Annotated in this window: 12 protein-coding genes; 9 read left to right on the top strand and 3 right to left on the bottom strand. The window is 67.3% G+C overall.

Translation table 11 applies throughout. The annotated features are described in order from the left end of the window. The first annotated feature begins 29 nt into the window (after positions 1 to 29). The 6 genes from ACTJLD_RS37825 to ACTJLD_RS37850 all read left to right on the top strand — a co-directional run bounded on the left by ACTJLD_RS37825 (position 30) and on the right by ACTJLD_RS37850 (position 7,702). Positions 30 to 932 carry a hypothetical protein gene (locus tag ACTJLD_RS37825; protein ID WP_440661335.1) on the top strand — a complete coding sequence of 301 codons (903 nt, stop codon included), beginning with the start codon at positions 30 to 32 and terminating at the stop codon, positions 930 to 932. Positions 933 to 1,001: 69 nt separating this feature from the next. Then, a complete protein-coding gene (locus ACTJLD_RS37830) occupies positions 1,002 to 3,818 on the top strand; it encodes a type VI secretion system Vgr family protein (protein ID WP_440661337.1) in 2,817 nt (938 codons plus the stop codon). A gap of 5 nt (positions 3,819 to 3,823) precedes the next feature. Further along, on the top strand, positions 3,824 to 4,714 hold the full coding sequence (locus ACTJLD_RS37835) for a DUF4123 domain-containing protein (protein WP_226153263.1): 891 nt from the start codon (positions 3,824 to 3,826) through the stop codon (positions 4,712 to 4,714). Beyond that, positions 4,711 to 5,097, top strand: coding sequence for a DUF805 domain-containing protein (locus ACTJLD_RS37840; RefSeq protein ID WP_059527045.1), 387 nt, complete (start codon positions 4,711 to 4,713; stop codon positions 5,095 to 5,097). Before ACTJLD_RS37835 ends, ACTJLD_RS37840 begins: the two co-directional genes overlap by 4 nt. Further along, positions 5,094 to 5,573, top strand: a complete 480-nt coding sequence (locus tag ACTJLD_RS37845; protein WP_034195792.1) for a DUF3304 domain-containing protein — start codon at positions 5,094 to 5,096, stop codon at positions 5,571 to 5,573. Before ACTJLD_RS37840 ends, ACTJLD_RS37845 begins: the two co-directional genes overlap by 4 nt. 5 nt (positions 5,574 to 5,578) lie before the next feature. Further along, positions 5,579 to 7,702, top strand: coding sequence for a phospholipase effector Tle1 domain-containing protein (locus ACTJLD_RS37850; protein WP_060357313.1), 2,124 nt, complete (start codon positions 5,579 to 5,581; stop codon positions 7,700 to 7,702). Positions 7,703 to 7,753: 51 nt separating this feature from the next. Here ACTJLD_RS37850 and ACTJLD_RS37855 read toward each other — a convergent pair whose 3' ends face one another. The 3 genes from ACTJLD_RS37855 to ACTJLD_RS37865 all read right to left on the bottom strand — a co-directional run bounded on the left by ACTJLD_RS37855 (position 7,754) and on the right by ACTJLD_RS37865 (position 10,566). Beyond that, the gene (locus ACTJLD_RS37855) at positions 7,754 to 8,992 is read right to left on the bottom strand and encodes a transglycosylase SLT domain-containing protein (protein ID WP_124840072.1); all 1,239 of its coding nucleotides are present in this window, start codon (positions 8,990 to 8,992) and stop codon (positions 7,754 to 7,756) included. 237 nt (positions 8,993 to 9,229) lie between these two features. After that, positions 9,230 to 9,406: a hypothetical protein gene (locus tag ACTJLD_RS37860; protein ID WP_155633597.1), complete on the bottom strand. Its 177-nt coding sequence runs from the start codon at positions 9,404 to 9,406 to the stop codon at positions 9,230 to 9,232. Continuing rightward, entirely contained in the window at positions 9,406 to 10,566 is a 1,161-nt protein-coding gene (locus ACTJLD_RS37865; protein WP_060312166.1) for a porin, read from the bottom strand. Before ACTJLD_RS37865 ends, ACTJLD_RS37860 begins: the two co-directional genes overlap by 1 nt. Before the next feature lie 473 nt (positions 10,567 to 11,039). Here ACTJLD_RS37865 and ACTJLD_RS37870 point away from each other — a divergent pair, with 473 nt between their 5' ends. The 3 genes from ACTJLD_RS37870 to ACTJLD_RS37880 are packed head-to-tail and all read left to right on the top strand — an operon-like array spanning position 11,040 to position 15,164. Then, positions 11,040 to 11,549: a sigma-70 family RNA polymerase sigma factor gene (locus ACTJLD_RS37870; RefSeq protein WP_119336593.1), complete on the top strand. Its 510-nt coding sequence runs from the start codon at positions 11,040 to 11,042 to the stop codon at positions 11,547 to 11,549. Positions 11,550 to 11,552: 3 nt separating this feature from the next. Then, the gene (locus ACTJLD_RS37875) at positions 11,553 to 12,539 is read left to right on the top strand and encodes a FecR domain-containing protein (protein ID WP_440661342.1); all 987 of its coding nucleotides are present in this window, start codon (positions 11,553 to 11,555) and stop codon (positions 12,537 to 12,539) included. A 54-nt stretch (positions 12,540 to 12,593) separates the two neighbouring features. Beyond that, positions 12,594 to 15,164: a TonB-dependent siderophore receptor gene (locus tag ACTJLD_RS37880; protein WP_440661344.1), complete on the top strand. Its 2,571-nt coding sequence runs from the start codon at positions 12,594 to 12,596 to the stop codon at positions 15,162 to 15,164. Positions 15,165 to 15,211 lie beyond the last annotated feature (47 nt).

Below are 15,211 nucleotides of genomic sequence, written 5' to 3' on the forward strand. Positions count from 1 at the left end.
ACGTGATGCGCGTTATACGAATCCTGGTGTTGGCGGCATTGCTTCCCTGCGCGACGGACATGGCGTTTGCGCGCGACGAGCATAGTCATTTCGAAATCCGGAGCAGCCCGGGGCAGATCAAGCCTGCGCCTCCATTGGGTTTCACGTTTGACGGTAATCGTGTCGCCTACTATTCGCATGGGCTGGATCTTGATCTCATGCCGCCGGCGAAGTATGTGGGAATCGGAAAATACACGGGAGAACTGAACGATCGTTACCGGCCGGAAATCGAGCAGATGCAGCGGATTCTGGCCAACAACGAGATCGCTTCGGTTCCGGGCCGGAATGTCGGATCGGTCCTCGCATATTCGTTCGATCGGAATGGAACGCATTACCAGGGGCAGCTTCAATATCGATCCAGCGACGAGATCAACGGAAAGCTGTCGTTTCTTTACGAACTTGCGCAGGATCTGCTGGATCACGGCACGCCGGAAATCAATCTGCACCCGACGTTCGCCGCGCGTTCCGAAGCGGGGAATCTGGTGGTCGATGTCGTGTTCGGGAACGACGGGACGCAGGAAGTGGTCATCGATGGCCCGGAGAAGTGGTTGCCGCGGCGCGCGCTCCTGAACGGGCAATACTTTCTGACCAGCGCGCGCAACGACGCTGGCGTGCGCTTCCAGGTCGCACTGGTCGAGAAGTACCTGAGTGCCGCTTCCCGCGCCTATGCGTCGGTGATTTCGGTCAAACCGGGGCAGTCGGTGAAGGTCGAATTCGTCGTGCCGCACGATGCGTTGACGTTCGATCCGGGCGCATCGCGGCAACAGATCCCCGGGGGCACCTACCGGATGTTTGGCGAAGCGAATGTCAATATCCAGTCGCCCTCGGAAATGAAAGGCAAAGCATTCATACGGATGGACAAACTGTCCGACGTCGATTTGACCGAACGGTAATGCATAACCCGATGCTTCGACTCCAGGAACTGAACGTACCACCCCCCGTGAACCCCGAACCCACCCATCATGCCGACCCAATCTGACCTCATCCAGGCGTTCTTCCGCGGCTGGTCGCAGCACGACCGGTTTCTGTGGCTGACCACGCCGCTCGGCGCGGACAAACTCGTCGCCGAGAGCCTGCACGGATGGGAGTCGCTCGATCACGGCGGCTTCCGGTTCCAGGTCACTGCGCTGACCGAGCGTCCCGACGTGCCGCTCGACAAGCTGATCGGTGCGCCGATCCTGATCGAATGGCAGGCCGCCGACGGGCAGGACGCACGGCGCCCGTTCCACGGCCATGTGATGGCCGCGGAACTCGTCGGCTACAACGGCGGGCTCGCGCGCGTGCGACTCGTCGTCGAACCGTGGCTCGCGCTGCTGCAGCAGCGCGTCGACAGCTACAACTTCGTGAACGCGAGCGTGGTCGAGATCAGCGAACAGGTTTTCTCGCACTACGCGCGTGGCGCGGTCGCGCCGGCATGGCGCTGGTCGCTCGCCGATCCCGCGCGATATGCGAGCCGCAGCCTGACCGCACAGGCCGGCGAATCGGACTTCGCGTTTCTCGAACGTCTGTGGGCGGAAGAGGGCATCTTCTACTGGTTCGAACACGAGGGCGACGCGCAGTCGACGAACCTCGGCACGCACACGCTCGTCCTCGCCGATACGAACCAGCGTTTCGCCCCGGCCGAACCCGAGGTCGTCGGTTTCCACCAGACGAACGACGGCGATCCGCGCGGCGGCATCCGGCACTTCCTGCACGCGCGCCGCTGGCGCATCGGCAGCGTCGCGCGCGCCAGCTGGGATCATCGAAGCCTGTCGACCCGTCCGTCCGGCGTGCGCGCGAGCGGCGCGGTCGTGCCGGGCGAGGATCGCGACGTCGCCGGCCCGTACGCGTTCCAGACCACCGCGATCGGCGAACAGCGCGCGCAGCAGCAACTCGACGCGCAGCGCGTGGCGGCGCTGCAGGCCGAAGGCAGCGGCACGCGTCGCGATCTGCGGCCGGGGCTGCACTTCGCGATGTCGCAGCATCCGTCGCTCGATGCATCGCGCACGTTCGTGTGCCTGCGCGTCGAGCACGACGCGCGTGCGAACGTGGGCGCCGACGTGCACGGTGCGATCGCGCAGCGACTGGGCGAGATTCCGCCGATGCCCGACGCCGCGCCCGGCGAGTCCGCCGGATACGGCGGCGCGCAGGCGCTGCGTGCGGCATTCGACGCCGCGACGCACGCTGGCGGCGCGCTCATGGACGGCGACGAGGTGTACCGGAACCGCTTCGCCGCGTTGCCGTTCGACCAGGCCTATCGGCCGCTGGCGCCGAACGGGCACGGTGCGCGCGTGCATCCGGTCGCGGTGATGCCGGGCGCGCAGACAACCGTCGTGGTCGGCGCGGGCGATCCGGTCCACACCGAACGCGATCACCGGATCCGGATCCAGCATCACGCGCAGCGCGGGCAGAATTCCGCGAGTCGCGAAGCGCATCCACGTGCGGCGAATGCGCCGGCCGATCGTGGCGCCGGCACCTGGACGCGCATGGTGACCCCGGTCGGCGGCGACAACTGGGGCGGCGTGAGCGTGCCGCGCGTCGGTCAGGAAGTCTGGACCGAGTGGCTGGAAGGCCAGCCGGACCGGCCGGTTGCGGTCGCCGCGCTGTACAACGGGCAGGGCAACGCCAACGCGCAGCACAATGCGTTCGCGGGCGGCCCGAGCGGCAGCACGGCCAATGCGGCGGCCTGGTTTGCCGGCAACGACCATGCGGCCGTGCTGACCGGCTTCAAGACGCAGGACATGAGCGCGAGCCAGACCGGCGCGGGCGGCTCGCGGCAATTCATGCTCGACGATACGGCCGGCCAGTCGAGTGCGCGCCTTTACACGACCGATCACGACAGCGGCCTGACGCTCGGCCACATCAAGCAGGTGCAGGACAACCGCCGTCTGGCCGATCGCGGCTACGGCGCCGAACTGTCGACGCAGGCGGCCGGGGCGCTGCGCGCCGGTGCCGGCCTGCTGATCAGCACGGCGCCGGGCGTGAACCAGATGGACGCGAGCGCGGCGAGCCAGGTGCTCGCGCAGCAACGCGAGATGCTGCAGGGGCTCGCGGATTTCGCGCGCAAGCAGGGGGCGGAGCCGGGTGTTAGCACGGCGCAGCCCGGTGTCGCGAGTGCCGGCGCGAGCGCCGCGTCGCCGCTCGCGGCGATCGAGGGGCTGCAGCAGAGCCAGGTGTCGATCGGCGCGACGCGCGAAGGCAACGGCGCGGGCGGTGCCGGCGGCGGCGGTGCGGTTGCGTGGCAGCATCCGCATCTCGTCGCACACGGCGCGGCCGGCGTCGTCGCGATGACCGCGCGAAGCCACGTGTGGACGTCGGGCACGCAAAGCGTGCTGAGCGCAGGACGCGACGTGCAGGTCACGGTCCACGGCAAGTCGAGCATCGTCGCGAAGGAAGGCATCGCGCTGTACACGCACGGCGCCTCGGGCGGCAGCCGCCCGGTGCCGGCCGTCGGCATCGCGCTGCACGCTGCGACGGGCGCCGTCACCGTGCAGGCGCAGAACGCCGGGACGCTCGACGCCAATGCGCAGCGCGCAGTGACGGTGTCGAGCGCGCAGGCGAGTGTCGCGCTGCAGTCGCCGAAGCGGCTGCTGCTGACGGCCGCCAACGCCTTCCTGAAGATGGAAGGCAACGACATCGTGATCGGCGCGCCCGGCAAGGCGACGTTTCATGCGGCCCAGCACACGCTGACCGGGCCGCGTTCCGCGAACGTGCAACTGCCGTCGATGAACAAGCCCGCGTGCGTCGAATGCATGCGGGATCTCGCGCATCGCCATGAAGCGATCGCCACGCGCGGGTGACGGCGATGACAACGCTGCTTCAGACCTGGGAAACGACGGCCGCCGCGGAGCACGCGGCGTTTCCGGATACCCATCGCTATCTGCTGGCCGATGCTTCGCAACTGCCGATCAACGCGGCGCCGTGGCGCGAGCTGATCGCGCAAGGGCAGGTTCACAACCTGCTCGCCGGTCAGCCGGAAGCGAGCAACCCGGAAGTCTGCGCGCTGGTGTGCGACTATCGTGCGCCGCACGTGTCGGCGTTGCTCGAACGGCAGCTCGCGCGGCGGCCGTTCGCGTTTCTGTCGCTGGTCAGCGTCTATCCGCTCGACGAACTCGCGCCGAAACTTGGTATCAGGACGCGCGTGACGTTGCCCGACGATCGCGACGGCCTGCTGCGGTTCTACGATGCGGCGGTGTTCCAGACGCTGGCAGGCGCACTGTCCGGGGCGCGCTATCAGGCGCTGTTGTCGCCGTGCGTGTCGTGGACCTGGGTGTGTCGCGATGGAACCGTCGGTACGGTGCGGCATCCGCGCCGGCACGAGCGGATCTTCTACGCGCGCGTGGACGCCCGCGAGCTCGACGCATTGCGCCGCGGCAGCCGGCCGGACGCCGTGCTGGCCGAATTGCGGCGCAACGGCCGGATCCCGGCCGACGCGGATCCGTTCGACACATACGCGCGCATGCTCACACTGTTCGGCATGCTGGATGCACAGGGGCTGAACGACGACAGGCTCGCCTACCGGATCGGCGCGACGCTCGCGATGGTCGGCCACGTGCGGCTCGACGATGCGAGTGTAGCCGAGTGCATCGCCGCGCATCGGCACGATCACGACGCGTTGTGCGACGCATTGCTGGATCGCCTGCTCGAGCACGGCGAGGCAGCGAATGCCGCGACGGAACAGGAGGCGCAGCGATGAACGTGCCCGCGCTGTTTTCGTTGCGCGGCCGGGCCGGGCGCATGCAATGGTGGAGCGTGACGGTGCCGTTGCTGGTCGCCGGTTCGGTGTTCGACGCGCTCGCCGATCTGCCCGCCGCGCAGCGTGCGCAGACGATCGTCGACCTTGCCGGATGGGCATTCGCGATCGTGATGATCTGGCTGCTGGTCGCGGTGTCGGTGCGGCGCTGGCACGACATCGGCAAGTCCGGGTGGTGGACGCTCGTCCATGCAATTCCCGTCGTCGGCGCGTTCGTCGCGATCGCGATGAACGGGTTCGTCCGTGGCGACGACGTACATAACCGGTTCGATCCGCCGTCGCGCGGTGAAGGCAACAACGACGCAAGTTTGCGAGGGTATCGATGAAATTCAGGGCAGGGATGCACGTTTTGGCGCTGGTCGGGCTCGGTGTGCTCGCCGCATGCGGCAAGCACGGCGTCGACGTGTCGGCGGAGCCGCATAACGTGTGCGTTACCGGATACAACGAGTACGGCCGCAAGCTGCACGAATTCTGGCTCGACAACGAGCACAAGTCCGGGTGCTTCGGCAATCCGGCGGCGCGCGAGGACGGCGAGGCATTCGGCGGCGGCGGCGGCTTTGCGTGTGGCTGCAAGGTGACGCCGGGGCAGAAGGTGAAGCTGTACTGGGAATTCGCGCAACCGCTGGCCGACATTCAGCGCGGCATCCAGCCGGAGCGCAAGACGATCGACGTGACCATTCCGCAGCCGGAATCGCCGACGTCGCGCTATCTGCGCGTGTATTTCCGCAAGAACGGTACCGCCGAGCTGCAGTGGGTCGACGACATGAACGCACCCGAGCTCAAGCCGACCCAGGAGAAGTGAGCGCCATGGCCGAAATCAACCTGAAGAAGGATGCCGCAAGCGCGGAGACGGATCGCGTCAGGGCGGAAGCCGAGCAGATGTGCCCCGCATGCGAGCACATGCTGTGGGTCAGCTTCTATTTCGACGGATTCGGTTTCGGCGACAAGGAAGGACCACGAACCAACATCCTGAAGCTGTTCAACGCCGCATACGACAAGAAGAACAAGAACATGCGGCGCTTCTACTATCCGGGGCTCGGCGCCGATTTCGACCCGGAAGCCGGCGTGCTTCGGCAGGTGTTGAAGGACAAGGCGCTCGACACCGCCGGCGAAAAGGCCGGCGACAAGCTCAAGGAGATGACCGTCGACAAGGCCAAGGAGAAGGGCATGAAGACGGTCGAGGACGCGTGGAAGCAGAGCGGCAGGAAGGGGAATTCCACGCTGAGCGGCCGCGTCGGCGACACGGTTGGCACGGTGTTCGACAAGGCGAAGGAAGGCGTGGGCGACGCACGGAAGCGGCTCGAGCGAGCAGTCGCGCGGCCGGGGGCGGAAAAGAACCGCGCGTTGCGTTACCTGAAGCGCGAATGGCGAGGGTTCTGGCGCGATGTCGTCAAGTATCCGTACCGGATTCCGAAGACGGTCCTGAAGGAGGTCGGCAAGGAAACGCTCGGCGCGCTGGCCGAGTCGTTCCAGCTCTCGCGCGACACGAAGCTCGGCGCCGCGCTGTTCAATACCGGCGTCGATACGCGCCTGAAGGCGGCGGACGAAGATTTCAAGGCGGCCGTGGCGGGCGCGAAGCAGGCGGGCACGATCAACAAGATTCATGTCGCGATCTTCGGGTACGACATGGGCGGCGGCCTCGCGCTGGCCTTTGCCAAACGGTTGCTCGAGGAAACCTGCAAGGGCGGGAAGTACGACGGCGTGGCGGTCAAGATCAAGTTCATGGGCCTGTTCGACTGCGTGACGAACCGTTTCGACGACAACCTGCTGACGGGCTACATTCCGTTGAGCAACGCGGTGTCGTCGGATCTGATCTTGTCGCCGGACATCGAGAAATGCGTGCACTACGCGGCCGCGCATGAACTGCGCGTGTACAAGCCGTTGACGATGCTCGGCGTCGATCCGGCCGACATGCGCGGCCGGCGGCAGGAGCGCCTCTTTCCCGGCGCGCAGGTGGACGTGGGCGGCGGCGCGATCGAAGGCGAGGACGGCATTTCCGACAAGCTTGCGCGCCTGCCGCTCGAGATGATGTACCACCGCGCATACGGCGCGGGCATTCCAATGCCGAGCCTGACCGCGCTGGCGAACGAGGACGGCGCGCTGTATCAGCAGATCGTCGCGCCGCAGGAGGTCCAGGCCTTCCAGCTCGACTACCGGGTGGCCGTCAAGAAGCTCGTGGCGACGACGCGCGAGATTCCGCCGCTGTCGCCGCTGGGCGCCGGCATCGGCTATCCGTCGGCGGCGCTCAGGCCGTCGACCGGGCCGCTCGATTTTCTCAATCCGAAGCCGCTGCCCGACATGACGGACGGTTGCCGCGTGCCCGACCGGACGCCGCCGCGCCCGGTCGTCGTGACCGACCTGCCGAAGGACATCCAGGGCGAGCTGAAGGGCCACATGGTCGTGTACATCCAGTGGCTGCGCATGTGGTACGACCGGGCCGAGAATCGCACGGCCGCGACACAGCGCAAGCCGGGGTGGCTCGGCGGCGCGGCGAATCCGCTGGCGTACGGCCGTTACGAGAAGCTGGTGCGCGAAATCGACTACCAGAAGCAGCACGGCACGCGCCCGGGATACGGGTTCGATCGGAAGCAGGCGATGAAGCAGCTCGACGGCGAGTTGCCCGCGTCGATGTTCAATACCGACCCGCAGGCGCAGGCGCTGTTCTGGCTGTGGAACAATCCTGGCGAGCGCCTGCCGCAAGTCGAAGCGATGTATCCGCTGTTCGTGAAGCACGTGCACGACAGCATGGCCGAGAGCGATATCGAGGCCGTGTGGAGCCACCTGGTGTCGATCAAGAACTACATGAATACGCGGGCGATGCAGAAGATCGCGACCGCGCCCGACAAATCCTTTCTGGATCGCGTCGCGGACGTGTACCACTCGCTGGTGTCGACCGTATCCGCACCGTCCGGCACGACGGTCGTTCGATAGTCGGCCGGCCGCCGACCCACGCCGGCCGCCAACGCGCGGCTGGCCCGTGCGTTACTTCGAGATGTACCAGAGCGCGTCGGTGCTGACGCGCGCGGCCGGCTTCGTCGTGGCCGGCACCTGAGGCGTCGCAACGGGGGGCGGCGTGTTCGACGTCACTGCGGTGGGCCACGTCGCCGGCGTATTCGACGGGGTCGATGCCGTCGACGCATTGGCGGTACTCGCGGTCGGTGCCGAACCTGACGTCGACGCCGTGTCGATGTACCAGAGCGCATCGGACGATGCGATCCGCCTGGTCGACGCATTCGCAGCCGGCTGTTTCGCAGCCGGCGCGGTGGCAGCCGTTGCCGCCGTCGCGCCCGAACGCGGCGTTCCCGCCGCCGCCGTTGCCTGCGCCGTCGTCCCGGCTCCGCCACGCTGCGCACGCGCCTCGAACGGCCCGAGCTGGAAGATTAACGTTTGCGCGGGACGCGTCAGGACGGCATACGGGAACTGCAGCTCCCACGACATCAGCACGCGGCCCGACGACGTTTCCGTGAAGATCGCCGGCAGGTGCTTCATGTCGCTGAACTGCACGTAGACCCGCGCGCCGTCGTCGAACACCTGGGTCGGCTTGGCCTGGTCCGCCCCGGTGACCGTCCAGCCGAAGTTGTACGTGCCGGCCGGGCCAGCGGGGCCGCCCTGCGGGGGCGCCGGCGGCGGAGCCGACGAGATCGTGCGCGGGCGCGTGACCTGCTGCGGGGCGGACACGCTCAGGCTCGCGAACGGGTTGTACGCCTGGGCCTGTTGCGGCGGCGTAAAGGACGGTGGAAGGATGGGCATGGGAGTATCCGGCGAATCCGGCATGGTCCGGATTGCATCATAGACCTTGCGCGCATAGGCGAGGCGCTTGTCGGGCGACGCGGAGTTGTACGCGCCGATCGCGTTCCAGTTGGCGCCGAGCTGGCGGATGTTCTGCGACAGGATCCACGCGCCGACATACGCGTTCGTGCACGCATCGAACAGGCTCTCCCGCGTGATGCCTTCGCGTGCGAGCGTCGGCAGCCAGGTGCTGTTGATCTGCATCAGCCCGATGTCGACCGTGCCGTTCGTGTTGGTGTTGACGGCGTTCGGGTTCATGCCCGACTCCACCTGCGCGATGCCGCGCATCAGGCTGACGCTCACGTGCTGGAACGCGGCCGCGTCGTCGAGGCAATCGGCCCGCGCGACGCCGTGCAGCGCGCACGACAGCGCAATCGTCGACGCGATTTTCAGCGTTTCTCGGCTGATCGAACGGGTGGTCTGACGCGGCATGGCAGGATGGGGCGGAATCCGGGCGCCCGGTGCAAGGAAATTACGCGAGACGCGAAGTGTGCCATAGCGAGCAGGCAAATGGCTCGCGTCAAACTTTCCTTTGCATTTGCCCATGCGCCCGACACGCCTTTTTATCGTGTCCGATCGCGGCGTGCGGCGAAGCATTATCGGTAAATATGGCCGGATTTCACGGTGAATGCCGGGGCAATGGCGGCGCCGGAATACTGACGCATCGCGTCATTCGTTCCAGGAAATCGGTGCTGAATCAAACCGGATGAAAATCGGCAGGCAGCCGATATCCGGGGTGAAACGGGCGATGAAAAGGCGATCGGGAAACACGCCGGCGGCCGGTGCCGCCGTATCGGTCGATGCGGATTCGGCCGGCCGCACGGCGGACAGCCGGCCGTTTTGCATCAGAAGCGGTGACGCAGGCCGAGGTTGACCATCGTCTGCGAGCTCGTGCCCGCGTAGCCGTACGAACCGATCGACGCCTGCGCGCCCATCGAGCCGCCGTTGCCGTCGCCGGTCTGGCCGCTTGCGTGCTGGTACGCGGCGGTCAGGTAGACGTCGGTGCGCTTCGACAGGTTGTAGTCCGCGCCGGCCGATACCTGGTGATAGGTGGCCGACGTGTCGCCGCCCGAGCGCGTATAGCTGTAGCCGACGCCGACCAGCAGCGCGTTCGTCGCCTGGTAGTTCACGAAGCCTTGCCCGGTGTTGTAGTGCTCGTTCGAGTTGAATACCGAGCTCGCATCGCGGCGATACTGCGCGTTGCTGTAGCCGAGGCCGAACGTGAACGGGCCGGCGACGTACTGGCCCGCGATGCGCGCGATGCCGATCGAGTGCGCGCTTGCATAGCCGTTGTTGATCGGGCCGTCGAAGGTGCCATCCGACGAGCTGGTCCAGCCGTTGCGCAGCCCGTTCGACGCAGGGCTGTTGGTCGCGTGGAAGTAACCGCCCGCGACGCTGAACGGCCCGTTGTTGTACGACACGGCGGCCGAATACGATTGCGCGGCGCCGGTGCTGCCGGCGATGCCGCCGAACGAATACATCGCGGAGAACTGCAGGCCCGCATAGACGGCCGACGTGTACTTCACCGCGTTGTCGACGCGGAAGCTGTTGTCGTAGTTGTCGACGTCGCCGGGCGTCGCGAACACGCTGCCGAGATAATTGTCGGCGGTGATGCCCTGCACGAGATCGACGAGCGGATCGTACTGGCGGCCGAACGTGAGCGTGCCGTAGCGGTCGCTCGTCAGGCCGACGAACGCCTGCCGGCCGAACATGCGGCCGCCCTGGCCCTGCCGGCCGTTGCTCGGGTCGAAGCCGTTCTCGAGCTGGAACAGCGCCTTCAGCCCGCCGCCGAGATCCTCGGTGCCTTTCACGCCGAAGCGGCTGCCGGCCAGGTTGCCCGCGCTGCTGTTGCCGAGCATCCACGCGTTGTCCTTGCCCTGCGCATGGTTCACGTAGGTGATCGACGTGTCGATCACGCCATACAGCGTGACGCTCGACTGCGCGTGCGCGACGGGTATCGCCGCGAATGACGCGATGGAAATCAGCGAGAGGGTCGTGCGTTTCATTTCATCTCCTTGCGCATTGGCTTGTATTCGTGATCCGGAATGGCAGGAGACTACCGAGTGCGATTAAAACGGAAAAACGAAATTCTCTTTTGTGGCTTGAGGCAGACAGGGATGTGCTCCAGTCTCGACGATCGAGGGATTTGAATTATTGAAAATTGCGTATCAATTGATTGTCATTTCGCAATTTGGCCATTCCGGCTTGCATATCTCGCGATAATCTCGATCGATTTGACGGGGCGTCGAGGCGACCCGGATATTGTTATCGATCCGTCAAATAACTATTTAATGAATCGATTTGGCCGCGGTGTAATGAATGTGTTAACGACGCGTCGGGCGACGGCATCGCGGCGGCGTCTCCCTTCCTGTCGCGTTGTCGTTGTGCGCGTGGCACGCCGGTCGTCGATCCGGTCTTGTATATAATAATCATTCTCATTTACAAGATCGTTGACGCCTGCGCACCCCGGAACCCGGCCATGTCTGCTGACCAGCTGTCCCTCCATCGAGAAATCGACGCCCTCTATACCGGCCACCACGCGTGGCTGCGCGGCTGGTTGAGCCGGAAGCTCGGTTGCGCGCACCGCGCGGCCGATCTGGCGCACGACACCTTCATGCGCCTGCTCGCACGCGACGAGCCGATCGGCGCCGACGAACCGCGCGCGTTCCTGACCACAGTCGCGCAGCGCGTGCTGAGCAACCACTGGCGGCGCGAGCAGATCGAGCGCGCGTATCTCGATGCGCTCGCGCAGCGCCCCGAAGCGCATGCGCCGTCGCCGGAGGAGCGGGCCGTCGTGCTCGAGACGCTGCTCGACATCGACCGGCTGCTCGACGGCCTGCCGCTCGCGGCGAAGCGTGCGTTCCTGCTCGCGCAACTCGACGGGCTCACGCAGGCCGAGATCGCGCGCGAACTTGGCGTGTCGCTCGCGACGGTGAAGCGTTATCTCGTGAAGGCCGGCACGCAGTGTTTCTTCGCGATGGCGGCCTGACCGATGGCCGCCCCGGGAGCGCCGGCGGTGCCGCCGCAGGTTGCGCGTCGCGCGGTCGAATGGTGGGTCGACCGGCAGGCCGGCCGCACCGGCGAAGCGTTCGACGCCGCGCTCGCGCGCTGGCGCGCGGAGGATCCGGCGCACGACGCGGCATGGCGCCATATCGAAACGATGCAGCACAGATTGGGCGGGCTCACGGCCGGGCTCGACCCGCAGGCCGCGCACGCGGCGCTGCTGTCGCCGCGTGCGGGCCGCCGCCGTGCGGCCGTGAAGGCGCTGGCCGTGCTGCTGTTCGTGGGCGGCGCCGCATGGATGGCCGAGCCCGCGCGGCGCGCGGCGATCTGGCCGGCGGACCTGCGAACGGCGGTCGGCGAGCGGCGCACGGTGACGCTCGCGGATCGCACGGTCGTCGTCCTCGATACCGACACGGCGCTCGACGTGCGCTTCGACGCCGCCGCGCGCCGCCTGCGCCTGCTGCGCGGCACGATCATGGTGACGAGCGGCCACGACGATCGCGTGCCCGCGCGGCCGCTCGTCGTCGCGACCGCGCAAGGCGAGTTGCGGCCGCTCGGCACACGCTTCGCGGTGCGGCAGCGCGACCGCGCGACGCGGGTCGAAGTGTTCGCCGGTGCCGTGCGCGTGCAGCCGGACGATGCGGCGGCAGGCGCGCGCGTGATCGCGGCCGGGGAGGGCGCGGATTTCACGCGCGATGCGATCGGCGCGCAGGCACCGCTCGATGCGTATGCGTCCGCGTGGACGGGCGGCATGCTGGTCGCGTCGCGCATGCGGCTGGCCGACCTCGTCGCCGAGCTCGACCGCTATCGCCGCGGCAGCCTGCGCTGCGATGCGGCCGTGGCCGACCTGCGCGTGTCGGGTACCTATCCGCTCGACGATCCCGCGCGTGTGCTCGACACGCTGAAGGCGACGTTGCCGATCGATGTGCACTACCTGACGCGGTACTGGGCGACGGTCGTGCCGGCCCGTTCCTGAGCGTGTCGAAAAAAATTTCCGCCGACCTGAGCTGTTTCTCGATGTTCGCGTGACATGGGTAATGAAAGCAGCACTGGCCCATCGTCCACCGACTTCCCGATCATGGTTTCCATCCGTCTCACGTATCGGCGCCGTCCGGCGCCCGCCCGACATCTGCCGCGCGCCGCGCACCCGGCCGCACCTGCCGCGCCCGGGCACCTCGCGCGCCGGCTCGCCGGTGCCGTCCTGGTGTCCGCGCTGCTGCCGCTGCCCGCGCTGGCCGACACCGATGCGGCGCCGGCCGCGCAGCGCGCGGCACGCCGTGCGTTCGACATTCCGGCCGGGCCGCTCGAAGCGGCGCTGAACCGGTTCGGCCGCGACGCGGGCATCCTGCTCGCGTTTCCGGCCGAGCTGACGGCCGGCCTGACGAGCGGCGGCGTGCAGGGCCGCTTCGAAGTCGACGGTGCGCTCGACCGCCTGCTGGCGGGCACGGGGCTCGTCGCGTTGCGGCAGCCCGGCGGCGGCTACACGCTGAAGCGCGCGGACGGCACGGTCGCACGACCCGTGGCGGCCGGCATGGCCGCGGGCGCCGAGTTGCCGGCGATCACGGTGCGCGACAGCGCGCTGCGCGCCGAAAGCTATCGCGCGCCGAAGGAGGCGGGCGTGCTGCGTTCCGACATCCCGCTGCTCGACACCGCGCAGGCCGTCAACATCGTGCCGGCGCAGGTGCTGCGCGACCAGCGTCCGCGCAATCTGGACGACGCGCTCGGCAACGTCAGCGGCATCACGCAGGGCAACACGCTCGCGGGCACGCAGGACACGATCATGAAGCGCGGCTTCGGCGGCAACCGCGACGGCTCGGTCATGCAGAACGGGATGCCGCTCGTGCAGGGGCGCGCGTTCAACGCGGCGGTCGACAGCGTCGAGGTGCTGAAGGGGCCGACGTCGCTGCTGTACGGGCTGATGGATCCGGGCGGCGTGGTCAACGTCGTCACGAAGCAGCCGCAGCTCGTGCGCTACAACGCGATCTCGCTCGGCGCGTCGACGTTCGGGCACGGCAAGAACGGCGGCAGCGCGACCTTCGATTCGACGGGGCCGGTCGGCGATTCGCGGCTCGCGTACCGGCTGATCGTCGATCAATCGAACGAGCAGTACTGGCGCAACTTCGGCGAATACCGGCAGACCTTCGTCGCCCCGTCGCTCGCGTGGTACGGCCGCGATACGCAGGTCGTGGTGTCCTACCAGTACCGGACCTTCCATTCGCCGTTCGATCGCGGCACGGCGCTCGATCCGCGTACCAACGCGCCGCTCGACATCCCCGCGCGGCGGCGCCTCGACGAGCCGTTCAACAACATGGACGGCGAATCGCACCTCGCGCAGCTGAGCGTCGATCACCAGTTCAACGCGGACTGGAGCGCGCATCTCGGTTACAGCTACAACCGCGAGACCTACGACGCGAACCAGTTGCGCACGACGGGCGTCGATCCGGTGAAGGGCACGCTGTCGCGCAGCAACGATGCGACGCACGGCTCGCTCAGCACCGACAGCTACGGAATCGGCTACGTGAACGGCAAGCTGACGCTCGGCGGGATGCGGCACGAAGTGCAGGTCGGCTTCGATACCGAATACCGTCGCATCTACCGCAAGGACATGCTGCGGCAGGCCGTGAAGACGCCGTTCAGCTATGTCGATCCCGTCTACGGGCTGCTGCCGCCGTCGAGCACGGTGTCCGCGAGCGACAGCGACCAGACCGACACGCTGCACGATGCGTCCGCGTTCGTGCAGGACACGATCCACCTGACCGACAAGTGGATCGTGTCGGGCGGGCTGCGCTACATCACGTACAACCAGGTCGCGGGGCGCGGCCGGCCGTTCACCGCGAACACCGATCTCAGCGGCTCGAAGTGGCTGCCGCGCGCGGGCGTCGTCTACAAGTGGACCGATACGTTCTCGCTGTACGGCAGCTATTCGCAGTCGCTGAAGCCGTCTTCGTCGATCGCGCCGATGACGGGCTACATCATCGACGGCGCGACGCCGCCCGAGGAAGCGACCGCGTGGGAAGTGGGCGGCAAGCTCGACCTGCCGGGCGGGATGACGGGCACGCTGGCACTCTTCAACATCGACAAGAAGAACGTGCTCGTGTCGCAATACAACGACGCGACCAAGCTGACCGACTGGCGCACGTCGGGCAAGGCGCGCTCGCGCGGGATCGAGCTCGACGTGTCGGGCCGGATCGGCGAGCGCGTGAACGTGATCGCGAGCTACGCGTACATCGACGCGAAGACGACCGAGGATCCGCTTTACGCGGGCAACCAGCTGTGGAACGTCGCGCGCCATACGGCGTCGCTCGCGGCCGTCTACGATGTCGGCACGCTGGCCGGCGGCGACAACCTGCGCATCGGCGCGGACGTGCGCTACGTCGGCGCGCGGCCCGGCGATTCGGCGAACAGCTTCACGCTGCCGTCGTACGTGCTCGCCGACGCGTTCGCGACCTACGACACGCGGATCGGCAAGCAGAAGCTGTCGTTCCAGCTCAACGTGAAGAACCTCTTCAACCGCACCTATTACCCGTCGAGCGCGAACCGCTATTTCGTCGCGATCGGCGATGCGCGACAGGTGTCGCTGCTCACCACGCTGCAGTTCTGACCACGCAATCGCCGCGCGGCCGTCACGGCGGCGCGCGGCTTCGGAGA

This window comes from Burkholderia sp. 22088 (assembly GCF_052045915.1).
Taxonomy (GTDB): Bacteria; Pseudomonadota; Gammaproteobacteria; order Burkholderiales; family Burkholderiaceae; genus Burkholderia; species Burkholderia cepacia.

Excerpts from the sequence above, each read along its gene's own strand:
- ACTJLD_RS37830 (WP_440661337.1), top strand. The coding sequence starts at position 1,002 with ATGCCGACCCAATCTGACCTCATCCAGGCGTTCTTCCGCGGCTGGTCG.
- ACTJLD_RS37835 (WP_226153263.1), top strand. The coding sequence starts at position 3,824 with ATGACAACGCTGCTTCAGACCTGGGAAACGACGGCCGCCGCGGAGCAC.
- ACTJLD_RS37840 (WP_059527045.1), top strand. The coding sequence starts at position 4,711 with ATGAACGTGCCCGCGCTGTTTTCGTTGCGCGGCCGGGCCGGGCGCATG.
- ACTJLD_RS37845 (WP_034195792.1), top strand. The coding sequence starts at position 5,094 with ATGAAATTCAGGGCAGGGATGCACGTTTTGGCGCTGGTCGGGCTCGGT.
- ACTJLD_RS37850 (WP_060357313.1), top strand. The coding sequence starts at position 5,579 with ATGGCCGAAATCAACCTGAAGAAGGATGCCGCAAGCGCGGAGACGGAT.
- ACTJLD_RS37855 (WP_124840072.1), bottom strand. The coding sequence starts at position 8,992 with ATGCCGCGTCAGACCACCCGTTCGATCAGCCGAGAAACGCTGAAAATC.
- ACTJLD_RS37860 (WP_155633597.1), bottom strand. The coding sequence starts at position 9,406 with ATGCAAAACGGCCGGCTGTCCGCCGTGCGGCCGGCCGAATCCGCATCG.
- ACTJLD_RS37865 (WP_060312166.1), bottom strand. The coding sequence starts at position 10,566 with ATGAAACGCACGACCCTCTCGCTGATTTCCATCGCGTCATTCGCGGCG.
- ACTJLD_RS37870 (WP_119336593.1), top strand. The coding sequence starts at position 11,040 with ATGTCTGCTGACCAGCTGTCCCTCCATCGAGAAATCGACGCCCTCTAT.
- ACTJLD_RS37875 (WP_440661342.1), top strand. The coding sequence starts at position 11,553 with ATGGCCGCCCCGGGAGCGCCGGCGGTGCCGCCGCAGGTTGCGCGTCGC.
- ACTJLD_RS37880 (WP_440661344.1), top strand. The coding sequence starts at position 12,594 with ATGGGTAATGAAAGCAGCACTGGCCCATCGTCCACCGACTTCCCGATC.